Genomic DNA, 23,528 nt, shown 5'->3' with positions numbered 1-23,528 from the left:
TTCCGCACGATCTCTTCCGCGGAATGCCGTTTCCGTCCAGCCATGGTTCTCAGTGTCCCCTTCCGGCCCCTCACCGGGGCCAACGGGACTCTAGTTCGAGGTGGTCTCATTCACCGGGGACAGGCCACTCCGACATGTCCGCGAGACTCGTGGCGAGACTGTCGATAGTCCCCGACCGATTCCAGCATCGAATCCACGGCCGACTTCCTCCGCCACAACTCCCGAGGATGGGGCGGTGCGGCGCGGTCGTCACCGAACACCGATGTCTTTCTCAACCAGCAGGAGGAATCGCAGCAATGATCAGGTTCGCTTTCGCCGGGCGGGTCTCCACCGAAGACCAGCAAGATCCGGAAGCGTCTCGCAACTGGCAGCTCGGACGAGCGAACGCTCTGGTCGGTCAGCACGGGCAGATCGTCGCGGAGTTCTTCGACATCGGGCAGTCGCGGTCGATTCCGTGGAAGCGCCGCCCCGCAGCCGGGCGGTTGCTCGAGCTGCTCAAAGAGCCCGAGCGAGGGTTCGACGCGGTCGTGATCGGGGAACCGCAGCGCGCGTTCTACGGCAACCAGTTCGGGCTGACGTTTCCGGTCTTCGTCCACTACGGCGTGCAACTGTGGGTGCCGGAGGTCGGCGGCCCGATCGACCCGGACTCCGAAGCACACGATCTGATCATGTCGGTGTTCGGCGGCATGTCCAAAGGCGAACGCAACCGCATCAAGATCCGCGTCCGCGCCGCCATGGCCGCGCAAGCGCAAGTCGAGGGCCGCTACCTCGGCGGCCGACCACCCTACGGGTATCGTCTCGCAGACGCCGGGCCTCATCCGAATCCGGGCAAAGCCGCCGACGGTAAACGGCTACATACCCTTGAACCCGACCCTGTCACCGCGCCGGTGGTGCAACGGATCTTCAGCGAGTACTTGTCCGGCATAGGGATTTTCGCTATCGCGCAACGCCTGACCGCCGACAACATCTTGTGCCCGTCGGCCTACGACCGCAGGCGCAACAGCCATCGCTCCGGCGCCGCGTGGTCCAAGAGCGCGGTGCGCGCGATCCTGGGCAATCCGCGCTACACCGGCTACGAGGTGTGGAACAAACAGCGCAAGCAGGAGTCCCTTATCGACGTCGATGACGTCGCCTTGGGCCATCACACCCGCTTGGCGTGGAACGCGAAGACGGAGTGGGTCTACTCCGACCAACCTGCCCATGGCGCGCTCATCAGCAAGGACGTCTTCGAGCAGACACAACTTCGGCTCGCCGCCCGAGGCCCGCAGTCGACGGGCAGGACCACTACCCGCCGCCAGCACCCGTACGCCTTCAAGGGACTGTTGTTCCACGACGCCTGCGGACGCCGCATGCAAGGCAACTGGAACCACGGGCTGCCGCACTACCGCTGCCGGTATCCCTCCGAGTACGCCCTCGCCAACAAGATCGACCACCCGACGACCGTCTACCTGCGCGAAGACCAGCTCAGCGCCCCGATCGATTCATGGTTGGCCGACATCTTCCACCCCGACCGGATCGAGCATTCGCTGACCATGCTCGAAGACGCCCAGACCGACAACACACCCGCCATCGAGAGTGCACGACGATCGCTTGCCGAACACGACCGCAAACTTTCCCGGTACCGAGCAGCACTGGAAGCGGGCACCGACCCGGCCCTTGTGGCGAGCTGGACCCAACAAGTTCAGCGCGAACGCCAGGCCACCGCTGCACAGCTCGCCGCGCTGGAAGCCGAGCAACGGTCCGATCACCACTTGAACAAGGAGGAGATCCACCAGCTTGTGACCTCACTCGGCGGGCTGGTTCACATACTGAAGGCAGCTGACCCCACCGACAAACTCGAGGTCTACCGGCAACTCGGCCTGAAGCTCACCTATGACCACGAAAAACGGGTGGTCGTGGCAGAAACTGCTCCACAACCACCCGTGTGCGTAGTGTCTGTGTCCGGAGGGGGACTCGGACACCCGGTTTGTCCCATTTCTGCACACTTTTCGTGTGCATGCCGTCACCATACCCCTTTGTCGAATCCTTTCGATGCTTCACCCCGAGAAGCCAACGGGTGCCGGACACTTCGGGCAAGTGGATGCGGTTGCCCGGTCACTGCGACCAACGCCTCCGCGCATTCGACTATCGACGCCTTCGTGTAGATCGGCGTCGCGGTGGCGCCTGGGTCGTGGTGGGCCGCATACCGGCGCGCAACTGCCTCGCCGAACTCGCGCTCGACGAAAGTGAGAGTCGTGTGACGTAGCCAGTGCACGGTCACACCTTTTGCCTCCGCCCAGGATAAGTGCCGATGGAACCGCTCGTGCAGGTTGTCGTAGCGCCGATCGGTGATCGGGTTGCCGCTGCGGGTCCGCAGCACTCGATGCCCGGCTGCAGCGTCGCTTCCTCCTCGGCGCTCGAAATGTTCGGTCAGCCTGCGCATCAGAGTCGGGCTGATCGGATGCCAGGCATCGACGCCGCCTTTGTGGTGCAGGAGGGCGGTGCAGTCGTCTGCGCTCAATTCGTCGATGCGTAGTCGCAGTACGGCGTCGCGTCGGCACGCCGTCTCGATGTGCAGCCGCAAGATCAACGCATCGAGTTCAACGTCGTTGCCGGTTCGCGTAGCGATGCGGCCAAGATCAGCGACCTGCTCAGGGGTGAGTCCGTGGCGGGTGCTCGCCGTCTTTCGGGGCATCGGCACCTTCGCGGCCGGATTGGCCGAGGGCCTGATCAGGTCCTCCATCACGGCGAACCGGTACACACACCGTATCGCATGCAGAAGATTCCGCGCCGCGCCGACGCCTCCTCGCCAGTTCGAGCGAACAACCGCATTTGCCTTGTGCCGGTTCATCAACCCAACGATGTCAGCCGGTTCCAGCTCGTCCAGTCGGCGCGCTTCCCACTCGCGTCGGACGATGGTCCAGTAGGTGCCATACGACTCTCGCTGCAACGCCGACACAGCGTTAGTCACGCGCGGAAGGTATTCGCCAAAGGTCGGCACCTCGACAGCAATGGTCGCTTGGTCCTTTCCGACCAGCTGCGAAATCTTCTCCAGCAACGCAGCGGCGTCTGCCTCCTTCACGAAGCCTTCTCCCAGAGGTCTGGATAGCATGCCCACAAGGCGGCGGTCAGTGCTTTGGGTGGGTACACGACAAGGAGATCGTGTTGGAGGGATGCCGCCATCAGGATCCGATCACCGGCATTGATATTGCTCCTATTGCGGACGTCTGCGGGAAGAACAAGGAATCCGTCGTTTCCCAACGGCCAGCCTGCACCTGACCGGCGAACCTTGACCAACGTCTGATCCACGTCGAATGAGAAGCGTTGTCCTGGTCCCCAGCCCAGCAGGCTGAGCAGGGACTTTGCTGACAGACGTCCCCGCCGGTTGATCGCGGTCACCGAACAGTGCAAGGCGGCGATCGGCGCCTCGTCCGGGCCTTCAGGGAAAGCAAAGTGGGGCGCTAACGCCTTCGGCACGTCCGAGCGCGAAGACCCGGCGTTGTACAGCCGGGCGAAATCGCTGAAAAATTCGTCGTCTTCGAGAGGGGACGATACTTGCGAACGTTCGATGGCAGGGGCATCGCCGTCAATGGCCGCCGGGACGAACCTCCTCGGCGCGGCGATGTGCGACTTCATCTCAGCGCCCCCTTCGGGACCAGACGCAAGGTGTTCGGTCATCGGCTGCTACTCGTTGTCTCCGGGATCTGCTGTGCAGAGCCATGTACAGGACCATCGCGGTATGGCATTGAGGACGAATCCAGCGGCGGACGAAGGTGTTGCCGACCGGCGCCTGGATCCGATTTACCAAGCATTCCTGCGTAGTACATAGGGAGTCAATAGCTTTAGCATGTACACCGTGGGTGATCTTTTCAAAATACACCCAGGCTGGGTGTACAATCCCATCGATCTAACCAATCCACTACGTCAGATCAGCCCGGTGCGGCTAGGTCAGCGAAGCCGATCAAAGAAAGACACCCACGCTGGGTACCCTTTCACAGCCAGTGATATCGAACTGATGATATCGCAGGCCGCAGGCAATGCGAATCCTCGGTCGCCTGGGTTCGGTAGGAGTTCGTCGGGATCAAACTGTCGTTCCATGAAGAGCGCTTCAGTTTGCGGATTTTATAGAAGCCGCGCTTGTCCCTCGTGCTTGTGAAGTCGCAATCCTGCGGTGCCGGTAATTGCGGACCAATTGGCTGCCTTCTCGTGTGTAGACGCAAATCCATGCCGGTCGATGCGAGGCTCACCGATCCTGGTGGCGCGTGCGCATCTTAAGCCCCGGTGTGTTGCGTCGAAGCGCAGAAGCTCTGTCGTTCTCCTCAGGGGGCTCAACTGGCAAGCGGTCGACTAAGCGAGCGTAGATATGTGCAGGATCGACACTTTCGCCGCATTCCGCGAACGGTCACCCGGAGTGGGTCCTTTTTCCGATTTCAATGATGGGCGCCGTCAAGCGCGAGTCAGCATTGTCGGGCAGGTGGACCTGTACACGCGGCGTGGGCGGGTACAGTGAGTACGTCTTGAGGTGGCTTGGCGGGAAGTGGGGGTCGGTTTGCCGCGTTTCGTAGATGTCGTCTTGGCCTGTTGTGGCATTGTAGATACCGACGGTTGTATCGTTGACGATCTCCGGCGGTGGGTCGTTTTTCCAGAGTCGTTCGAAATGTGGTGATTTCGCGCAGGCCGCGTAGATTTCGGCGAAACGCGCGGGGTCGGCGAATGGGCGGCATACACGCACGCCGAAGAGTAGAACCTGCACGCGCTCGAAGCGGTTTCTGATTCTTTCGGAGTCGGGATCGTTGAGCATCACATCGATAATGTTTACTGCGCGTCCAGAGCCTCTGGGTGCTGGCCGCAGCATCGGAAACACCTGCCCCCACAGCTCGTTTGCGCCACCGGCTGGGATATCGTACAGCGCCCCTTGGAAGCACGCGGGACCTTTGAAGTTTTCGAGGTAGGAGATGTCGTCGTCGGTGACCTCGGGCCATTCTTCGGTGGAGGCCGGATACAGGTCAGGGGTCACCAAGCCCCTCATGACCTCCGCGATGTACCACGGCACCTGCAATTGCTCGATGAGCAGCTCAACATAGGTGTCGGAGGGTGTCCGTTCGTCCCTGATCCACTTTTGAACTGTGTTGAGAGACGAATCGAGCAGTGCGCCCAGCTGTGTCAAGGTGAGTCCCTGTTCGTTGCCGCGGGGCGAGAGATGTCGGACCTTCTCGGGCACGACGCTGGTCAATCGGCACCAGTTGATGTATTCACCGAGCGTCGACGGGTTCGGACCGGTGCCGAGTGGCTGTATTCGCTCGACCAACTTCCTCATCGCTGCCCTCGTCCTTCTGTGGCGCTGCCCTCGAAATGTCCTGTGGTGGTCCAGAGGCGACCGAATTGTCATCAGCAGTACCCGGACTGTGCCGGAGTTGCCGTAAGAGGCTGCAAGCCAATGGAACTCGCTTCCGACCCGATCGTCGACCAACTCGCTGCTGTCTGTGGCCGCTCCGCGACCCGGGACCTCTTGACGTCGTCAACCCCCGCTCTGGTCCGCACAATCGAGGACAGAGAACGCGCCGACTTCGGTTCGGGCGACTATGTGACGACGGTCGGTAGTCGTTTCGTGACGAGGTCGAGCCGCTGCGCACTGCTCTGGTGACGCCTCCGTGGTCGCATGTGCCAGCTGCGGAATGCCCGCAGCGACGCTGCGGGGCCGCTGTTGGACAGTCGAGGGTTGCGATAGTCGTCATGGCCGATCTGTCAGATGTCCTCGGTGCCGTGACCGACGAGCGGTGTCTGGGAGCGAATGCGGATCTCGTCTGGGTCGTGGGAGACCGTGAGCACTGTCTCCAGCATCGCCAGTAGTGCGGACTTGTCGCTTCCGCCGCACCGTAGGCCGATGTGTCCGTCGGGGCGCACCAAGCACAACGAATCGGTAGTGGAATCGCCGTACAGGTCGAGGACATCGTTGCTTTCGGCAACCACGGCACCAGTCGACGCGGCCGCGCCGGCCTCTGAAGAAGTGATGACCATCACTTGCATTCGTCGACCGTAGGTCTGCGCAGCGTGTGCGGCCCACGCGGCTAGCCTGGACTGCGGATCTCGTTGAAGAACCAGCAGTGTGTAGCCGGGGTAGCGCAACTGGTCGTGTAGCGACAGCGTCGGAGTGATGGCCACGTCAGGGGCGCGGTCTCCCGCTCTGAGGCCGTCGAGCGGTGTGAGGCCGGGCGGCTGGGCGATGACTTCGCGGTACGTATACGACAGTCCCGAAATCTGCTTGGCGGCTGCTTCCTTGAAGCCTCGCGCTCGGATGATCGTGCGGCGGGCGTCCATGGATTCGCCGTGCGCCATCATGATGCTGTGCAGCCTATGGGTGCCGTCGATCACCTGTTCGGCGACCGGCCTCCGCTCCAACTCGTAGGTATTCAGCACCTCGTCCGGAGCCTGCCCCGTGGCTGCGCCTGCGAGCTTGTAGCCGAGGTTCAGCGCGTCCTGGATGGCTGCGTTCATGCCTTGGCCACCGGCGGGGGAGTGAACGTGGGCGGCGTCGCCGCACAGAAAGACATTGCCGACGCGGTAGCCGGAGCTCACCCGCCGCCAGATCTCGAAGACGGTACTCCATTTCGGCTCACCGAGTACGACTGCGCCGTCAAAGTGTCTGTCTACCGCCTCCTGAAATTCTGCGCGAGCGGCCTTGAGATCGGGTTTCGTCTTGCGAGTGGGCGTGGGGTCGTGGATCAGCACCCGATAGTTGGTGGGAAGCTGCGCGTCGGTGGGAAGCTGCGCCATAAGCAGCATTTCTCCCACATGGACGTCGTAATGGATGTCTGTGTCTTCGTGCGGCAGGCCGTACACCGGGACGTCCATCATCGTCATGCTGCCGCTGTACTCGTCGCCTTCGAAATCCAGCCCGAGGAGGGTGCGGACGGTGCTTCGTACTCCGTCGCATCCCACTAGCCAGTCAGGATGAACGATCTCGACTTCATCATCGTCGGCATTTGAATGGACAAGGGTCGCGGTGATGTGACCGGCGTCGCTACCGGTAAGCGAGCGGAGTTCGGTGTCCCATTCCACGGCAACACCGCGCGAAGCAAGTCGGTCACGCAGCACGGATTCCAAACGGTCTTGCTCGAGGAGGAGGATGCCGGGAAACCGGTCACTCAATTGCTCGAAGCCAAGCCGCTCCGCCTCCTGGTCTCCCTGGAAGTGGAAGACCATGCCACCGCACCAAATGCCCAGATCGACCAGGGGAGCGACGATGCCCGCCCTGTCGTACCCTTCCAGTGTGCGAATATGGACCGTAAACGACCTCGATGTCGTGGCAGGACCAGGCTTTCGGTCGATCACACGGCACGACAGCCCCCAGCGCACCAGCTCGTAGGCAAGGGTCAAACCCGCGGGGCCAGCGCCGACGATGAGAATTGAATCACGCGAAACAAGGCCTTGTGACATGGTAATCCTTCGTGCGGTACCTGTGGCGCCCAGTGACAATGGACCGCTCACCGGTATCGGACGTCGCCTATCCGTCACAAGAGAGCCGCTATTGCATTAGACCTCGTTCGTGAGACCATGGTCGCCGGGCACGACTCTCACATGGAACCAATGGGAATGGAATACGAAATTACCGGCAGGTACCTATCGAGCCACTTACCTACATCGCATGGTCGGGCACTTCGAGAACTGCGGTTTCAGCGAGACGAACACGTCCGCGGTTCCGATGACGACGCACACGGGCGAAGTGCGCTACTGCCGGTTCGTGACGACTGACCTCGGGTGTGGCTATGACAGCAGAGCAGGTGAAGAGTGATGACGAGGTGACCACCGTGCGTCGAACAGGGACATGCCGACTCCCACGGTGTTGCCGAGTCGGTGGAGGCGGCTGCGGTTGCTGTGGGTGGTGATGCAGCGACCTGTGATGGCTGGACAGACAGATGCAGTTCTGATCGCAGCCGAAGCGGGCGATCGCGGTTCTCCGAGCGCCTACAGTGATGCGTTGCAGCGCTGACGATTCTAGGTGGGCAACTCTGGTCGTTTTCGTGCCGCGGCCTCGACTTCAGGCATGTGATGCGCAGGAATCTTCGCCACTACGTCCCTGCGCGACGAGATTCGCAGCTTCGAGAATATGGCCGCGACTTGCGCGTCGATCGTTCGCCGGGATACCCCTCGAAGCTCGGCTATTGCTCTATTCGTGTACCCGGCCGCGACCAAGATTGCGATCTCGAGTTGGGGCTTCGATAGGGTGTGCCAGGGGGTCTCGGGTGCAGGGGGTGGCGCAGAGTCCATGATCAGCTCTCCGAGAGCGAGACGGTGCACCTCGTTGCCCGCGGAGCTGAGTTGGGCACCGCGTTTTTCGGCAGCTGTGTAGGCCGCACTGCCGAGTTCTTTGCGGGCGACGGCCGCAGCTCGGCGCGATTGGTCAGCGAACGTGCCCATCGACGCGATGTCGACGCCCAGGCGGGCTCGCACGGCACTCACACCTCCGACAAGGTAGGCGATTTTCACTGCCGCAGCCCGATTCCGGTGGTGGTCGCTGCTGTGGGTAGTGATGAGGGCTGCCAACGCCCAGATCCACAACTCAACCGCCCATGCCGCGCCCCACTGATCACGAACTAGCAGCTGATGGCTCATCGCGTGACGCAGGAGATCCAACGCCTCTTTGGGATCGCCGTGCTCGATCAGAACGACTGCCCGGCTCAGCTCAGCCCAGGAGGCCGCCCACTCCGCGTCCGATGCTCTGGCGTGTTCGAGGCAGCGCTCGGATATCTCGTGCGCCTGTTGTGGTGATCCCAGAAGGCCCGCCGCGAAGCCAGCGAACATGCCGGCCATCATTTCTCCGCCGGGATTGCCGAGGTCATGAAACTTGTCACGGGCCCGCTCGAGCACAGTGACCGCTCTGGGATCGCGGTTGTGCATGAACTTCTCAGTGCCGATAGCCAGTTCCAGCTGCGGGGGAAAACCGAAGTCGGTTTCCGGCTTGTCTCGCCAGCCGGCGCGGTCGGCATCGGGGAAGAATGCGGCGACGCAGTCCTCAAGCATGCGGTTGGCGTCGTCGGATTGTCCTTGGCGCACGGCCATCCACGCGGTCGTCGACCTGGCAGCGACCTGCAGTGCGGTAGGTTGCGGGGTTGCCGCCTCGGTGGCGGCCAGACACCGCTCGGTCCAGCGGCGGATATCTTGCATCCTCCCTCGCACGAAGGGGACGCGAAGGGCGATCAGTCCCATACAGATTTCCAGACCCGCCTCCGCCGTGCTGGGCGACGTCAGGGAGGTCTCGATAGCGGTGAGGATGTTGTCCCAGGATGCCCTGGCCCAGTCCACCAGGTCTCGTTCGTCCGGACTGAACCAGCGGGCGGCGGCGTCGGTGACTCGGTCTCGGTAGTAGCGCAGATGCCGGTGAGCAAGGCAGACCGATTGATCGACCCCGTCGCTCGTGCGTCCGCAGAGCTGTTGCCACGCGAACATCCGCAGACTCTCCAGCAGGCTGTACCGTACGGTTGATGTGGTGATGTGGACGGTCACCAGCGATTGATCGACGAGCCGCTCGAGCACGTGCTGGATCTCAGCCCGGGGCAAAGCCGTACGCGCCTGGCTGTCGTCGCAGTCGTCTGCATCGTCGCCGCAGACGGCTTGGATCGCGGCGAGGTCGGCCCCTACCTCTGCGGCGGCGGTGCTCGCGGCGTTGTCGTCGGGATTGGTGTCGTACCCCGCGGCGAAGACCGACAGGCGGTCGAACAGGAGTCGTTCCTGGTCGGAGCACAATTCGTACGACCAGCGGATGACATGGGTGACCCTCCTGTGCCGGGGATCGACTCCCGAGCGGGGCCCGGTCGACCAGTGCATCCGCTGGTCGTCTGCTCGGCCGCTGAGTTCATCTCGAATACCTGCCAGCGACTGGTATCGCCGCCGCGCGGCGGCCAACTGAATATAGAGAGGGTGGTGATGGACATGCCGGCAGATTTCCGCGGCGATCTGGACTTCGTCCTCGCCAGTGACCTCGTGGCCGGTGAGTTCGACGCGCTGCTGGAACAGAGCCAGAGCTTGTTCCTTGGTAAGCGGTGGAACGTTCTTCACGTGCTCATCGATCCAGCCAAGATGGGTCCGGCTGGTCGTCAGGACGGTCAGGTCCGGGACCGCATCGAGGAGATCGGTGACGAACTGCAGGAGAGGGTCGAGCACGTGTTCGCAGTTGTCGAATACCACGATGGTGCGCGGCGGGTGGCCTGCATCATCGACTCTGGTCAGAGTGTCGAGCAGAGCTTCCCACCCGGAGCGTTGGGAGAAGTCGGCTTCGATTACTACTCGGGTGGTCTCCCGTTCCACTGCGGCATGATCCGAGCCGGCCGGCAGCCGCGCCAGCCGAACCCAGTGCACGCGAACGCCGCTGTTGTTGGCTTTGACACGTCGGATCGCCTCCGCCGCCAAGCGAGTTTTCCCGATACCGCCCGGCCCGGTCAGGGTTATCAACCGCGTGCTCAGCAGTAGGTCATTGAGCTCCTCCAGCTCACGACTGCGGCCGACGAAGTTCTGAGTCGGCGCCGGTAAACCTCCCACACGCCCCGCCCCTGGTTCATGCATACGCCGAACTATACAGCCCGAAAAAGGATGGTCGGTCTTTATAGCGCTGCTGGCATTCGAAAGCTGGCGGTCGTCAACAGCTGTCACCACCCGAGCAGAAACAGCTCATAGCGGTGCCGCTCGTCTCGATACGGACGCCTTGTCATGCCGATCGACGCCCGGGTCTGCTGCGCGAACTGTCGACTGGCGCCAGGCAGGGAACTGGCGCAGCGCTCGCGAACGGTCAAGATAGGTAAGTAACTCTGTAGGTAGTAGCCTATGCGGCCGCAACTCTGAGCGTGAGGCAATAGTGCCCCGCAATCGGTGCACGCCGCCGGCCGGTGCCATTACTACAGCCGACGACCGTTTATGCGAAGCCATGAAGGCGGTGCTCGGCAATAGGTAGGTACAACCGTCGGTAATTCTCTATTCCTGTGGAGGCGACGGCTATGGCAATGTGTCGCTGGTCCGCGTCGATAAGTTGCTGGGCGCTTGAGCTGAGGACGATAGTGGTCGTCGCGAAGTAGTTGGTGTGACGACCTCGCTCCCTGCACCGGGCGCCGACGGCGCTACTGGTTGTCTGGGCCAGGACGGATCGGTTGTGTCATAACAGCTGAGCTGCGAGGCCATCGAGCACTGGGAGGGTAAGGATGCAGGCCGGACGACCGAGTAGAACTGCCATGGCGGTAGCGCACGCACGTGCATACCATCAGATTGCCGAGGAGCCACGGGTATTCACCGATCCGTTCGCCATACCGATCCTCGGCGAGTCCGTCATGACCGAAACCTATGTCGACCACGGTCTCGACCCAGAACTGGTTCGTCACCGGCGATTGTTCATCGCAGCGCGCAGTCGATTCGCCGATGACACCGTCGCGGCCGCAATCGTTCGGGGCACGGATCAGGTCGTGATCCTTGGCGCGGGGCTTGACACCACCGCCTACCGCCATTCCAACACGAATGTGCAATTTTACGAAGTTGATCACCCAACTACCCAGGAGTGGAAGCGGCGTCGACTGTCACAGGCCGGGATCGCGATCCCGGACGCGCTAACCTTCGTTCCGGCTGATTTCGAGAATACAACGCTGGCAGCCGGATTGGCAGGTGCAGGGCTGGACAGCAATCGCAGCGCGGTGTACGTCTGGCTCGGCGTTGCTGTGTACCTGACTCGAGCGTCAGTCGACGGTACCCTCCGTTACATCGCCAGCCACGGCAAGTCTGAGCTGGTCTTCGACTACTTCTACCCTATCGCCGCGACACCGCACGATCCTACGGCCGCACAGCTACAAGCACGCGCCAATCGAGTCGCCGAGGCAGGCGAGCCGTGGCTTACGTTTTTCACCTCGGACGAAGTCCGCGACAGCTTGGTGTCCGTCGGCTACAGCCGTGTCGAAGACCGCTCCGCGACAGAGCTGCTCACGTTCTACGGTGTCCCGACAGACGCTCCCGCATCGAATGCGGGACCGCACCTGGTTCATTGCGGCACGGCGTGACATTGTCCACTGCCCATCTCATCACCGCGGACTAGCGTCGCTACCCATGGACGTTGGCAACGGCATGGCGAGCAGGGTAAGTCTGCGAAGTTGTTGCATTCGTGGTACGGCCGCAGATGCGAGTGGGCCTTCTTCGGGCTTCCGTGCCAGTCGCGCCGTCAGGGTGACTGTGCCGTCATGGCGGCCGTTCGCCTCGGCCGTCGGTCGTCTACGCGATCATGGCAGCGCACTTTCACCGAGTGCAGATCCATCTGTTTGTGGCGTGATGGCAGTCTCCAAAGGTCCGTACGGTCGTCGACTAGGTTGTAGCGGCCGCCGACGGTAGGCGGGCCGACCCACCGATGGCACCAGCAAGACCTGAATCCTCCTCCGACGCCGCGCCGATGTAGCGGTACGCCGCGCGCTGCTCCTGCCGGTCCGGCTACTGGTGTACGCCAGTGATGATCGCTGTCGCGCGATTTGCCTACCCGCATGCGGCTACTTCGGTGACGGTGAGTGCAGAACGTGCTCGTACTACGCGATTACCCGACCGTGGGCCATTTGCGATGAAAAAGGTACCCAGCGTGGGTGACTTTTCCCGGGATCTGTCGGCGGCGCGGACGGTGCGGGTGCAATTCGACAAAATGTGTACAAAGTGGGTACCAAAACAGCGTTGACACACACATCTTGCTGCCGAAGACTGCTAGTAGTTCAAACATTCAGCATCTGATCGAATATTGCAGTGGCCTCGGTCACGTGATATCGCATCTGTGCAGGGATGTGTAGGGCTGCCAATTCGCCGGGGGCGGTGGGGAAGTCGTGTATGTCGTGCTGGGTTGCGTTCTGCGCGGGTACCGACTGTTTCGATCGCGCCTGCGGTTGGCGACAAATAGAAGACGGCCCGATATGAAACGCAGCCTTTTACTTTCGGGCCTTCAGGACTGATACGCGGATGGTCGTGCGTCAGTAAAGAAAGGAAATCCTAACTCATGGACATTCTCGGGCTCGCCTACACCGTTTCCAGCATCGTCAACAACGGCATACAGATCCTCATCGGGGGGCTGAACCTGCTGCGGTCATTCGGCTTGCCGGTCTGACGGTCAGACGGGATCTGGTCGTTTGCCGCTGCGGTCCGGGTCTCGGGCGTCCTCACGGGTTTCCGGGCTCGACGATGAGCCCGGGAACCCGCGAAGACGTCATCACACATGCGGCGTAGATCCCGCCACCAATGCTTGTGGCTTTCGAAAGAGGAATTGTGTTGCGACGCTTGTTTGCTCGATCTGGCTGGAAGATGCTGGCTGGCGTTCATGGCCTGATGCCGGCGGCGCGTGGGATGGATTGCTCTGCTGGTGCTGCTGCGCTAGTCGGCGATGCCCGCAGCGTTGGTGTGGGGGTGGGCGCGTGAGCAGGCATCGGCGCCGTCGTAGGAGCGCCCGGGCTGGCGCATGGGGTGCGGTCGCGGTGACGACTGCGGCGGTCATGGCGACCGGCGCGGGAACGGCGGCCGCAGAAGAGCCTGTGCCGTTGCCGGGCTGTCCGGCGCTGCTGGTGTTGGGTGTGCAGGGGACCTCGGAGTCCTCGCCGACAGCGTCCCCGAGTGTCGATTCCGGGATGCTCGGCCATGTATTCGGCCCAATGCTCGCCGAGGGCGCGAGCGTGGATCGGGTCCTCATTCCCTACCCAGCGAGTTTCGGTGGTGTGATCGGCACCGGGCCGGGGGTCGACCCGTTTGCGGCGTCGACGGACCAGGCGCGTGCCCGCTTGGATGCCACCGCCGCCGAGGTTGTTGCCCAATGCCCGCACACGCAGATCGGCGCGGCAGGGTTCTCCGGTGGGGCGGCCGTGATCTCGGAGTTCGCACGAGACGTCGGCGCGGGTGTCGGTCCGGTGCCTGCAGATCGGGTTGCCGGGGTCGCGTTGCTGAGTGATCCGACCCGGCCTGCCGGGGGTCAGCAGCTTCCGGGCCGGCCGGGGCAGGTGTCGCCGAGCGCGCCCCCGGGCACCGACGGTGCGCACACTTCGCAGGTGCGGCTGGCGCCGGTGCCGGCCAGCGGTGGCATCGCCGATAACGGCACTGATTTCGGTGACTTGGCAGGGAGGGTAGGCGAGTTCTGCGCTTCCGGTGATCTGGCGTGTGACGCACCCGGTCACGCGGCTGCGCTGCGCACCGCTGCAGGGCTCGCCGCCCAGGCGGACCTGCGTGATCCGCTGACTGCTGCCTCGAGCCTGGCAGGTGCCTGGGGCCAGACAGTGACTGAGGCCAGCAACACGGTGGTGCTCTCGGACGTAAGTGTCGAAAACGGCCAGGTGAATTACGCACCGGCGGAGACGGTTTCGCAGCGGCTGGCCGATGCCGCCGATCCGCGCACGCCCGCCGCGTCACCGGAGCAGACGCAGGCCGCAGCGGAGAAGGTGGCGCAAATCGTCGCAGCGATCGCCGCGGACCCGCTGGGGCAGATTCCCCGTCTGGCCGGACAGATCGGCGCTGCGATCGGTGCGGAACTTGCCGCCAACGCGGACCTGCTCAACCCCGCCACGTGGGCGCATTACGCGACGGTCCCCGTCGCCCACACCGGATACGCAGCCAACGGACAGACCGAAGCGGCGGCGGACTGGCTCGCCGCGCTCTCGCATGACCTGTCGGAGACCGGTCAATGAGTGCCCACGGCGATCAACCGCACAACCAGAATCAGGGTCGCTCGACGCGCGGTTGGCTGGACCTGTACGGGATGCCCACGTGGGGTTTGCCCGCCGCGGATCTGCCTGTCGCGGAGGACGGGCTGGCCGGGATCGAACGCCGTGAGAGCTTGGCGGGTGAATTCGATCTGATCCGCCGGATCGTTCGGGCCGCGGCCGCCGCCAGCTGCTCGGAGGCCGAGTTCGCGCGCCGGCTGCGGACCCCGAAGGTGATGCTGCAACCCCGGCTGAGCGCGGTGGATAACAGTGTCGTCGGGTATGGGTTGCGGGATCCGCGGACCGCGCACATGGGCCCGGAAGTCTCTGATCGCGAACTCGGCTCGGATTGCCTGCTCGCCGAGTTGCGCCTGGAATGGGACACCAGTGATCAGGCTCGGCTGGAGGCCTCGGCCGAGTGGCGGCAGGTCGGCATCCTCGGCCGGTGGCAGCGGGAATCGGTGGTGTTGACCTCTGCGGTGATGTGGCGGCGCGCGGTCGCGGATGCCTCGGCCTTCCACGACTGGCTGCAGGGGCTGGATGACTGGGACCATCACAGCTGGCAGTGGGCAGCGGGACGGGTCGCCGGGGTGCTGGCGATCTGGTCGTTGCGCACCGAACCCGGCTCCGGTGGCCCGTTGGCTGCCGCGTCGGAGCAGCTGGCGCATTCGGCGTGGATGGCAGGTGCCCGTCGTCGCCCGCAACACGGTGAGGTTCCCGCGCCGGGTTTGGCGCGCACAGCCTATGTGCTGGCCCAGCAGTCCAGTCGCGCGCGCGATGTGGAGTGCGAGGCGCTGCTGGCCGGGAAGCTCACCGCATCGGTGATGAGTATCGCGAAGAGCTATCGCCGTCGCGGCTGGCTGGGCGGCGCGATAAGACTGACGGAGAAAGCGCTGACGCCGCTGCACGACGTCGAACGCCAACTGCACGAGCAGCTCGATTCGCTGCCGCGCGAGGACGACGGTTCGGTCGGGTAGTGCGATGTCCGGCTACCACGGGACCGACACGATCGCAGCCGCGGTGCACTCCGCGCGCGCGGTGATCGACGCCGCGCAGGCCAGCGCCGGTGGTGTTGTGATCGTTCTGTTGCGTGAGGGTCGCTCGGTGGCGGTGCTGTGGCAGGCCGGTGGCGAGCTGGAGTTCTCCGCGATCACCGCGGCCGCGCGGCAGGCGAGCACGGCGGTGGTGATCGTGGTCGGGACCCCGCGGGCTCTGGGTCCGATCCTGACCCACTTGGACGCGCTACAGGCGCAGCTGTCGGCCGCCGGGATCACCGACCTGATGGCCGTCCACATTTCCAGCCTCGACGACGGCGCCGCCGTGGTGGGTCTGACCCACGCCCGTGATCGGCTCATGCCCCCGGCACGCCGCACAACGCCGCGACGCTGGGGTCGGCTCACCGCGATCCTCGGTGCGCGCCGCAACGCCAGCCAGAGCAGGAGAGCGTAATGCCTGATGAGATTACCGATCCGAGTATCGCCGCTGCACCGTTGAGGCGACGGTGGACGGCGCTGAGTGTGCTCGCCGCCGTCGCTTCGGTCGTCGCGGTGGTCGCAGTGGGGTGGGCGGCGTTCTGGTCGCCGGCAGCCGAGCCGGTGGGGTGCCGAACCGACACGGTGATGCTCATGCCCGCCACGGTCCCCGACGAGAGCAACGGATGCGTCGGCGGAATCGGTTGCCTGCTGTGGCCCGAGACGGGTGTGCCGATGGGGGTGAACAGGTGAGTGCGGATGTGCTGATTCTGGCCGCGTTGCCGGTCGCGGCGGTGAGCATCAACTGCGCGATCGCTGTCGCCGCCTCGACACCCCCGGCTGCCGTACCCACGGAGACACGCGGGACGGCACCTCGAGGCGAGGTGACGACGTGATGGGCGTGCCCGGCGTGCTGTATCCAGGCGCGATCGCGGCAAGCACGGTCGTGGTGGTGAATGTGGCGCTCGTTGCCGGCGGGCATCAACCCCGCACCGAAGCCCGCGACCGCGTTCGTCTGCACGGGAGCCGGCGCCGATGAGCATCCCGGATGGCCCCGATCAGGCCCCAGAAGCCGACATTGTCACCCCGACAACGAATTCGGTGCCGCGTGGCCAACCGGCGGGGGAGAGCGCGGCGTGGGTGCTGGTGGAGACCCTCGGTGAGAGCGCGCCGCGGTGGGTGGTGGCCGAGGGGGCGCATCCCAAACGGTTCACTCGCCTCTCCCGCACCCGTCTGGCGGGCAGCGCCACGGTCGCGCAGCATCTCCCGGCGATCATCGAGCAGACCGTCAGCAGCCGCGAACCGCAAGTACGGTCGATCTACACCCCGTCCGGTGCGGGGATGCGCGTGTTCGCTGTCCCCGTGCTGGGGCCCAGGCAGCAGGTGTGGGCGGTGCAGTTGTGGGCGGGTCCGCGTGGTAGCGCGGTGCCGCTGCGGCCGGAAGTCGGTGCGCTGATCTGGACCGCGGCAGGCGGCGGGTTCGTGTCCACCACCGCCGAGCTGGAGCGGCAGCTCGACAGCGATTCCGTACGTGCGGCCACCCGCACGTTGCCGGATCTGATGCGGCACGTCGAGCGGTTCGACGACCGGGCCGGGTTTCTCCGGCTGTTCGGCGACAGCAGCGAGCCGCGGATATGGTCGGGCACAGCGGTCACTGCTGGAGTGATGAGTCAGGCGCGGCGGCAGTTGTCGATCGCCGCGTACGGCACAGGTGTCGGCCGTGACCGCGCCGTCCGTGCGGTCGTGGCCGACATCAGTGCCGCGCATCCGCCACCGGCCCCCGGAATGACGACACGGCTGATCCGTACTGTGCCCATCCCCGTCCAGCACGCGATCGGTTTACTGGATCTGCGGACCGGGCTTGTGCACGAATGGATCTCCCAAGGACCGCCGCCGCTGGATCGTTGGCTGCAGGAGGTCCCGACCATCCATCCCGAGGACCTCGGCGGGTTGGCTGTGCTGCGGGCACAGCTGCTCGGCGGCGTGGAATTTGCCCGCTGCCACTGGCGGATGCGCTGGGCCGGCGACGCGGACTGGATGATGGTCCAGGCCCGCTGGACGGTGCTGACCCGTGGCGATGCACCGCAAGCGATGCTGGATGTGTGGTTGCCGTCACCGCGGCGCGCACGCCCGACCCGGCGCCACCACCCGGATCAGCAGCCCGCGAGCCCCACCCGGTCGGAGGCCTCATGAGCCTCGATCACACCCACACCACTGCGCCGACACCACCACCGCCGCTGCGGTCGGGGCGGCATGCCGGGTTGAGCGTGGCTCAGATCGCGACCCGGTTCACCGCCGGGCCGCTCCCGGTGCGGATCACCGCCTACGACGGGTCAGCGACCGGACCCGCCGACTCCTCGATCGGGCTGCATCTGGCCAATCCGCGTGGGTTGACGTATCTGGCGACCGCGCCGGGGGAGCTGGGGTTGGTGCGCGCCTACATCGCCGGCGACCTGCGACCGATGGGGGTGCCCGACGGCGACCCCTACCGGCTGCTGGCGGTGCTGGTGCGGGACCTGAAATTCACGCGACCACCCGCGCGGGAACTGGCGCGGATCGCCGCGGGTATCGGCTGGCGAACCCTGATCCCCGTCGCGCCGCCCGGACTGGAGGCACCGCCGCGGTGGCGGCGAAACATACTGGGGTCGGCGCATTCTCGCGCCCGCGATGCGGCCGCGGTCGCTCATCACTACGACCTGCCCGCCGCGTTCTACCGGCTGCTGCTGGGTCCCAGCATGGTCTACACCTGCGCGGTGTATCCCCACGAGTCCGCGTCGCTGGATGTGGCGCAAGACAACAAGATGCGGCTGATCTTCGACAAGCTTGCGCTTCGCCCTGGGGATCGGGTGCTGGATATCGGTTGCGGCTGGGGGTCATTCGTGCGCTACTGCGCGCGTCGCGGCGTGCACGCCCTCGGAGTCACCCTCTCCCGTGAACAAGCACAGTGGGCGCGCGAAGCGATCACCACTGAAGGGCTGGCGGGGCTGGCGGAGGTCCGCCACGGCGACTACCGCGATATCCGCGAGGTCGGGTTCGACGCGATCACCTCGATGGGGGTGACCGAGCACATCGGTCTGTCAGAGTACGGCCGCTACTTCGGGTTCATCCGCCGCACGCTCGCTGCGGGTGGACGGCTGATCAACCACTGCGTCACCCGCCCCGACACCCGGGCCGCGGCCCGCGGTAGCGCGTTCACTGACCGGTACCTGTTCCCCGACGGCGAACTCGCCGCCCCCGGCCGGATCATCAGCGGCATCCACGACGCAGGCCTCGAGGTCATCCACGCCGAGAATCTGCGCAGCCACTACGCGCTGACGCTACGCGACTGGTCCGCGGCGCTGGCCGCGCACTGGGACCAGGCCGTCGCCCTGGTCGGTGCACCCACCGCCCGCGCGCATGCCCTGTTGTTCGCCGGTGGACGGCTGCGGATGGAAGGCGGCTACGTCCAATGCCACCAGGTGCTGGCGGTGCGCCCCGACCGCACCGGTACCCCGATACCGCTGAACCAGTGGTGGGACCGCAACGGAAAGGCAACCCTGTGACAGCGAACTCTTGTATGGCCCAGCGGTGGGGGCTAGGCGCGATGCCCGCCAGCACCGGTAGCGCGCGCTCAGCATCCTCCTTGAGGAGGCTGGTGATCATGCCCACGGACGCGGCCGCAGCGGCGGTCCGAGGCTAATTCGGGGGTCATGGGTGCGGGGTGTTCCCGTCACACAGCACATCAATCGATCACGGCTGGAGCGGGTATCGACAGCTGATGCGGTGAGGCAACAGCATGGATTCAACAAACACACAGATCAAGGTCGCCGTCATCGGCGCCGGGTTCGGCGGGTTGGCGGCGGGCATCGCGCTCAAGCGCGAACACATCAACGATTTCCTGATATTCGAAGAAGCCCACGATCTCGGCGGCGTCTGGCGCGAAAACACTTACCCGGGATGCAATTGCGATGTCCCCGCACATCTGTATTCGTTGACCGCGCAACCCTATCACGGCGATGTGCGCTACCCCGGCGGCGCGGACACCCTCGACTACCTGCACCAGGTCGCCCACGACCAGGGGCTGGATCCGCATCTGCGGTTCAACACCGCCATCGCGTCAGCCTCTTTCGACGAAGACCACGGCGGCTGGACCCTCGTCACCGCCACCGGACAGATCATCCGCGCCGAGATCGTCATCTGCGCCACCGGAATGCTGCATCGTCGCTATCTACCCGACATCCCCGGCCGCGACGATTTCACCGGCCCCTGGTTCCACTCCGCGCAATGGGACCACCGCCAAGACCTGACCGGCCGCCGGGTCGCGGTCATCGGCACCGGCGCCAGCGCCGTGCAGCTGATCCCAGAACTGGCCGCCACCGCGGCGCAGGTGCAGGTCTATCAACGCACCCCGACGTGGGTGCTGCCCAAACCCCGCGCCCGATTCGGGCGTGCCACCCGCTGGCTCTTGCAGCGAATACCTCTGGCGCACACGGTGTATCGCGCGGCCGTCTATTACGCCGCGGATCTGGTGCTGGCGCCGATCATGACCGGCGGCTGGTCGGCGCGCCCCGCCGAATTCGCCGCCCGCGCCCACTTGTTCTGGCAGGTCCGTGACCGGCAGCTACGGGCTGCGCTGACTCCCACCCACCCGATCGGCGCGAAACGAATTCTCCTGTCCAGCAACTACTGTCGGGCTTTCGGCAGAGACAACGTCGAGCTGATCACCACACCTATCCGCAGTGTCACCGCCACCGGGATCCGCACCACCGACGACATCATCCATGACGCGGACGTGATCGTCTATGCCACGGGGTTCACCGCCACACAGTTTCTGGCTCCGATGGTTGTCTCCGGCCGGGGCGGACAGCTCCTGCACCAGCACTGGGCCGACGGTGGTGGAACCTTCCTCGGTGTGGCAGTGCGCGGCTTCCCCGATTGGTTCATCCTCGCCGGACCCAACACCTTCAACTCTGCCGGCAGCAGCATCGACATGAAAGAACGTCAGCTGCATTACATTACGGCGGCGATCCGGTTGCGCGAGCAGTCCGGCGCGGCTGCGCTCGAGGTCAGTGAGCAAGCCACGCGCCGCTACACGATGTGGCTGCACGCCGCGCTCGCCCGCACGGTCTGGCCCACCGCGGGCTGCCCCAGCTGGTACAAGGACACCGCCGGGCGTATCACTGCCCCGTGGCCGTCGACCGCCCGCGCCTACGCGCGCATGACCCGCCGCGATCCCGCGCTCGACCTCGTTCCCGTCCGCGTCGGCGGCCAGGTACGCCGACCGCCGCGACATGAATGCCGGCTCCCGCATCCACAAGCCAGCAACACGAGCGCCGGGACGCCCACCACGGCCACATCATCACCTGAATCGAGGACCCACCCGTGACCACGACAACCCCGCCTGACGGCCGAGCCTATCTGCGTTCCCTGCATTCCACCACCGTGCACCGCCCGGCGAGCGCCGCGCTGCGACACCGCATCGCGGGAACCGGCCTGCCCGAAAAGGAACGCGTCCGCGACATCATCCACAACCTCGGTGACCTCCCGGTCCCCGGCCGCAGCTACACCGACACCGCCCGCCACGGCTACACGCTCATGGCCCAGCTCGTCGCCGCGCTCGGAGGGTCGGCCACCGCCATCGCCCGCGACTTCGACTTGTTGTGCGCCATCTACGATCACTCCGCGATCGAAGCGCCGCGGCTGCTGACCGTCCTGCACAGCTTCAACCTCGGCATTACACCCGTGCTGAACCTCGGCACCGGCACCGCATACCAGCGTGCCTGCCTGGACGCGCTCGAGGACGGCACCGCCAGCGGGGCGTTCGCAGGCACAGAACTCGGCCACGGCACCGACCTGCTCGGGGTGCAGACCCAGGCGATCTGGCAACCGGGCCCGCGGCGGTTTCTGCTGCACACCCCCAGCCCGGACAGCATCAAATTCCTGCCGAACATCGCTGAGGAGACCGTATCCAAGATCGGTGTGGTCTTAGCCCGGCTGCTGGTCAGCGGCGTAGACGAAGGCGTGTGGCCGTTCCTGGTCGTCCTGCGTGGCCCCGACGGCACCCTCACCGACGGTATCGAACTGCGGGCGCTGCCGCCGTCGGTCGGTGGACCGGAAATGGACCACGCCGGATTCCGGTTCCGCGAAAAGCCACTCCCCGAAGACGCGCTGCTGTGCGGGAACCTGGGTCGCTTCGACGAAAACGGCCAGTTCCACTGCGAGCTCAACCGGCACGAGCGTTTCCACGCCAGCATCGGCACCCTGCAAACCGGCCGCGCGCTGTATGCCGGTGCGGCACTGGCCAGCGCGCGCGCCGGCTGGTGCATCACCACCCGCTACGCCCACCAACGCCGCACCGCAGGCGGTGTGCTGCTCGGCGAGCGCGACGGCATCCGGCGCAGCCTCATCTCCTGCGCAGCCCAGATCGCCGCTGCCACCGCACTGACCACCCTCACCCGAGCGAGATTCACCAGCACCGAACCCGACCCCACCGCCGCACCCATGGCGATGCTGGCCAAACCCCGGGCCACCGACACCGCCGCCCACGTACTGGAGATCTGCCGAAGAATCACAGGCGCACAAGGGCTTTCGGGGCTCAACTACCTCGGTGACTACACCCTGCGCGCCGCTGGGATGGTCACCGCCGAAGGAGCCAACTCCGCGCTGCTGGTGGCTACCGGCCGCACCCCCGCGCTCGTCGCCGCCGGACGCGCACCCCGGCATATGGACATCTCCCAGCTGCAGGTCCTCGACACCCCTGATGGACTGCCGTGGTGGAACGCCATGCTCCACGAACGCGAACAGGCCATCGTCGCCGCCGCGAAAACCGGAACCCTCACCGGAGTCGCCGCGATCGGACCCGACTCCGCGGCCACCGAAATCGCGATCGCGGTCACCGACCGCCTGACAGCCGACGCGCTATTCGCGTGCGCCGCCGAAACCGACGAGCCCCAAGCCAAAACAATCCTCACCGACCTCGCCGCCGTGTATGCCCTCGAGCGCATCAACACCCACGCCCGCTGGTACGCCGCCCACCACCAGCTACCAGCCAAACGCGCCACCGCCATCGAGCACCAGCTCACCACCCGATACACCGCGCTCGCCCCCCACCTGAGCACAACCCTGCTGGAAGGTTTCGACGTCCCGCGCCTGCCAGCACTCATCGACCAACCCGACTACATCACCGCTTGGACCACACAACTGGGCTGGCACACCTCCGACTTCGCCGACACCACCACAGGACACCCGCGCTAGACCCGCAATCCGCGCACCGTCATCCACATCGCCACACCCGGACCTCGCCGCTGACCAACCATCAGGAGTCCTATGTGGAACTGGAGCAAGACTGTCGCAGACCATGCAACAGCCGCGTCTTTTATCGGCTGGCGGCGACACCCCGCAGAACACACCACAGCGGCGGTCCCTCAACGCAAGCGGCGGAAACTCAGAGTTCGGCTGCGGCGCAGAATCTCCCGCCACCAACACAAGCCGAACTCGAATCCACCGGCTCCAAATGGTCCCGAGCGGTAACTAGTTAGGAAAGCCTGTCCGCTTCGATCGAATCCGCTGAAAGCGCATCCTCGCCCGCTCCAGCCAGCCACGCGGTCGGCGACTGCTCGGGCGAAGGGGCGGCAGCGGCGGAAATAACTGCTGGAACCGGACAGCATCATCGGCAGCCTGTGCACGGATCCAGGCGCTGTCCTGGCAGGTGTAGACGAGCGGCGGCGAGGTGTGGTGTAGGCCAGGCACCCGGAATGACTCCAAGTACGCCAGGTCGCTGTCGCTGACGCCGTCTATTTCTTCCATGGCCGGGTCCCCTCCTGGTGGTGACACCGAGCTCCGCCCCGTTGGTGCTGCCCGGTGTGATTGTGCTGTCGCTACAGCGTAACGGCTGAGATCAGGCTCTACCGCTGCG

General features: G+C 65.0%; 15 protein-coding genes and 1 pseudogene. 11 read left to right on the top strand and 5 right to left on the bottom strand.

Going from position 1 to position 23,528, the window contains the following annotated elements:
- Nucleotides 1-296 precede the first annotated feature (296 nt).
- Nucleotides 297-2,144, top strand: coding sequence for a recombinase family protein (locus IU459_RS33780; protein ID WP_228838889.1), 1,848 nt, complete (start codon nt 297-299; stop codon nt 2,142-2,144).
- Nucleotides 2,145-2,194: 50 nt separating this feature from the next.
- On the opposite strand, the pseudogene IU459_RS38920 reads toward IU459_RS33780, so the two are convergent.
- From IU459_RS38920 to IU459_RS33755, 5 genes and pseudogenes are all read right to left on the bottom strand, one after another.
- A pseudogene (locus IU459_RS38920) lies at nt 2,195-2,674 on the bottom strand (tyrosine-type recombinase/integrase); the annotation flags it as partial.
- Between the two features lie 383 nt (nt 2,675-3,057).
- The gene (locus tag IU459_RS33770) at nt 3,058-3,615 is read right to left on the bottom strand and encodes an AbrB/MazE/SpoVT family DNA-binding domain-containing protein (RefSeq protein WP_195133659.1); all 558 of its coding nucleotides are present in this window, start codon (nt 3,613-3,615) and stop codon (nt 3,058-3,060) included.
- Nucleotides 3,616-4,381: 766 nt separating this feature from the next.
- Entirely contained in the window at nt 4,382-5,296 is a 915-nt protein-coding gene (locus IU459_RS33765) for a helix-turn-helix domain-containing protein (protein ID WP_195133658.1), read from the bottom strand.
- A 428-nt stretch (nt 5,297-5,724) separates the two neighbouring features.
- Complete coding sequence (locus tag IU459_RS33760; RefSeq protein ID WP_195133657.1) at nt 5,725-7,416, bottom strand: FAD-dependent oxidoreductase; 1,692 nt, start codon at nt 7,414-7,416, stop codon at nt 5,725-5,727.
- Between the two features lie 558 nt (nt 7,417-7,974).
- Nucleotides 7,975-10,626 (bottom strand): ATP-binding protein, encoded by a 2,652-nt coding sequence (locus tag IU459_RS33755; protein ID WP_195133656.1) that lies wholly within the window; start codon nt 10,624-10,626, stop codon nt 7,975-7,977.
- A gap of 572 nt (nt 10,627-11,198) precedes the next feature.
- On the opposite strand from IU459_RS33755, the gene IU459_RS33750 reads away from it, so the two are divergent.
- The 10 genes from IU459_RS33750 to IU459_RS39870 all read left to right on the top strand — a co-directional run bounded on the left by IU459_RS33750 (nt 11,199) and on the right by IU459_RS39870 (nt 22,867).
- The gene (locus IU459_RS33750; protein WP_195133655.1) at nt 11,199-12,011 is read left to right on the top strand and encodes a class I SAM-dependent methyltransferase; all 813 of its coding nucleotides are present in this window, start codon (nt 11,199-11,201) and stop codon (nt 12,009-12,011) included.
- Between the two features lie 1,440 nt (nt 12,012-13,451).
- Entirely contained in the window at nt 13,452-14,648 is a 1,197-nt protein-coding gene (locus IU459_RS33745) for a cutinase family protein (RefSeq protein ID WP_324199129.1), read from the top strand.
- On the top strand, nt 14,645-15,640 hold the full coding sequence (locus IU459_RS33740) for a hypothetical protein (protein WP_195133654.1): 996 nt from the start codon (nt 14,645-14,647) through the stop codon (nt 15,638-15,640). Before IU459_RS33745 ends, IU459_RS33740 begins: the two co-directional genes overlap by 4 nt.
- 4 nt (nt 15,641-15,644) lie before the next feature.
- Nucleotides 15,645-16,112 (top strand): hypothetical protein, encoded by a 468-nt coding sequence (locus IU459_RS33735; RefSeq protein ID WP_195133653.1) that lies wholly within the window; start codon nt 15,645-15,647, stop codon nt 16,110-16,112.
- The gene (locus IU459_RS33730) at nt 16,112-16,387 is read left to right on the top strand and encodes a hypothetical protein (RefSeq protein WP_195133652.1); all 276 of its coding nucleotides are present in this window, start codon (nt 16,112-16,114) and stop codon (nt 16,385-16,387) included. Before IU459_RS33735 ends, IU459_RS33730 begins: the two co-directional genes overlap by 1 nt.
- The gene (locus IU459_RS33725; RefSeq protein ID WP_195133651.1) at nt 16,384-16,530 is read left to right on the top strand and encodes a hypothetical protein; all 147 of its coding nucleotides are present in this window, start codon (nt 16,384-16,386) and stop codon (nt 16,528-16,530) included. Before IU459_RS33730 ends, IU459_RS33725 begins: the two co-directional genes overlap by 4 nt.
- A gap of 139 nt (nt 16,531-16,669) precedes the next feature.
- Nucleotides 16,670-17,827, top strand: a complete 1,158-nt coding sequence (locus IU459_RS33720; RefSeq protein WP_195133650.1) for a GAF domain-containing protein — start codon at nt 16,670-16,672, stop codon at nt 17,825-17,827.
- Nucleotides 17,824-19,176: a class I SAM-dependent methyltransferase gene (locus IU459_RS33715; RefSeq protein ID WP_195133649.1), complete on the top strand. Its 1,353-nt coding sequence runs from the start codon at nt 17,824-17,826 to the stop codon at nt 19,174-19,176. The genes IU459_RS33720 and IU459_RS33715 overlap by 4 nt, the downstream gene beginning before the upstream one ends.
- Nucleotides 19,177-19,409: 233 nt before the next feature.
- A complete protein-coding gene (locus IU459_RS33710) occupies nt 19,410-20,999 on the top strand; it encodes a flavin-containing monooxygenase (RefSeq protein ID WP_195133648.1) in 1,590 nt (529 codons plus the stop codon).
- The gene (locus IU459_RS39870) at nt 20,996-22,867 is read left to right on the top strand and encodes an acyl-CoA dehydrogenase family protein (protein ID WP_195133647.1); all 1,872 of its coding nucleotides are present in this window, start codon (nt 20,996-20,998) and stop codon (nt 22,865-22,867) included. Before IU459_RS33710 ends, IU459_RS39870 begins: the two co-directional genes overlap by 4 nt.
- Nucleotides 22,868-23,528: the final 661 nt, after the last annotated feature.

The sequence above is a fragment of the Nocardia amamiensis genome, from assembly GCF_015477605.1.
GTDB classification, from domain to species: Bacteria; Actinomycetota; Actinomycetes; order Mycobacteriales; family Mycobacteriaceae; genus Nocardia; species Nocardia amamiensis_A.
The sequence above is the reverse complement of the archived record's forward strand: the minus strand, read 5'-3'. Positions and strand labels throughout refer to the sequence as shown.

Coding starts and splice junctions, on each gene's coding strand:
- IU459_RS33780 (WP_228838889.1), top strand. CDS start 297: ATGATCAGGTTCGCTTTCGCCGGGCGGGTCTCCACCGAAGACCAGCAA.
- IU459_RS33770 (WP_195133659.1), bottom strand. CDS start 3,615: ATGAAGTCGCACATCGCCGCGCCGAGGAGGTTCGTCCCGGCGGCCATT.
- IU459_RS33765 (WP_195133658.1), bottom strand. CDS start 5,296: ATGAGGAAGTTGGTCGAGCGAATACAGCCACTCGGCACCGGTCCGAAC.
- IU459_RS33760 (WP_195133657.1), bottom strand. CDS start 7,416: ATGTCACAAGGCCTTGTTTCGCGTGATTCAATTCTCATCGTCGGCGCT.
- IU459_RS33750 (WP_195133655.1), top strand. CDS start 11,199: ATGGCGGTAGCGCACGCACGTGCATACCATCAGATTGCCGAGGAGCCA.
- IU459_RS33740 (WP_195133654.1), top strand. CDS start 14,645: ATGAGTGCCCACGGCGATCAACCGCACAACCAGAATCAGGGTCGCTCG.
- IU459_RS33735 (WP_195133653.1), top strand. CDS start 15,645: ATGTCCGGCTACCACGGGACCGACACGATCGCAGCCGCGGTGCACTCC.
- IU459_RS33730 (WP_195133652.1), top strand. CDS start 16,112: ATGCCTGATGAGATTACCGATCCGAGTATCGCCGCTGCACCGTTGAGG.
- IU459_RS33720 (WP_195133650.1), top strand. CDS start 16,670: ATGAGCATCCCGGATGGCCCCGATCAGGCCCCAGAAGCCGACATTGTC.
- IU459_RS33715 (WP_195133649.1), top strand. CDS start 17,824: ATGAGCCTCGATCACACCCACACCACTGCGCCGACACCACCACCGCCG.
- IU459_RS33710 (WP_195133648.1), top strand. CDS start 19,410: ATGGATTCAACAAACACACAGATCAAGGTCGCCGTCATCGGCGCCGGG.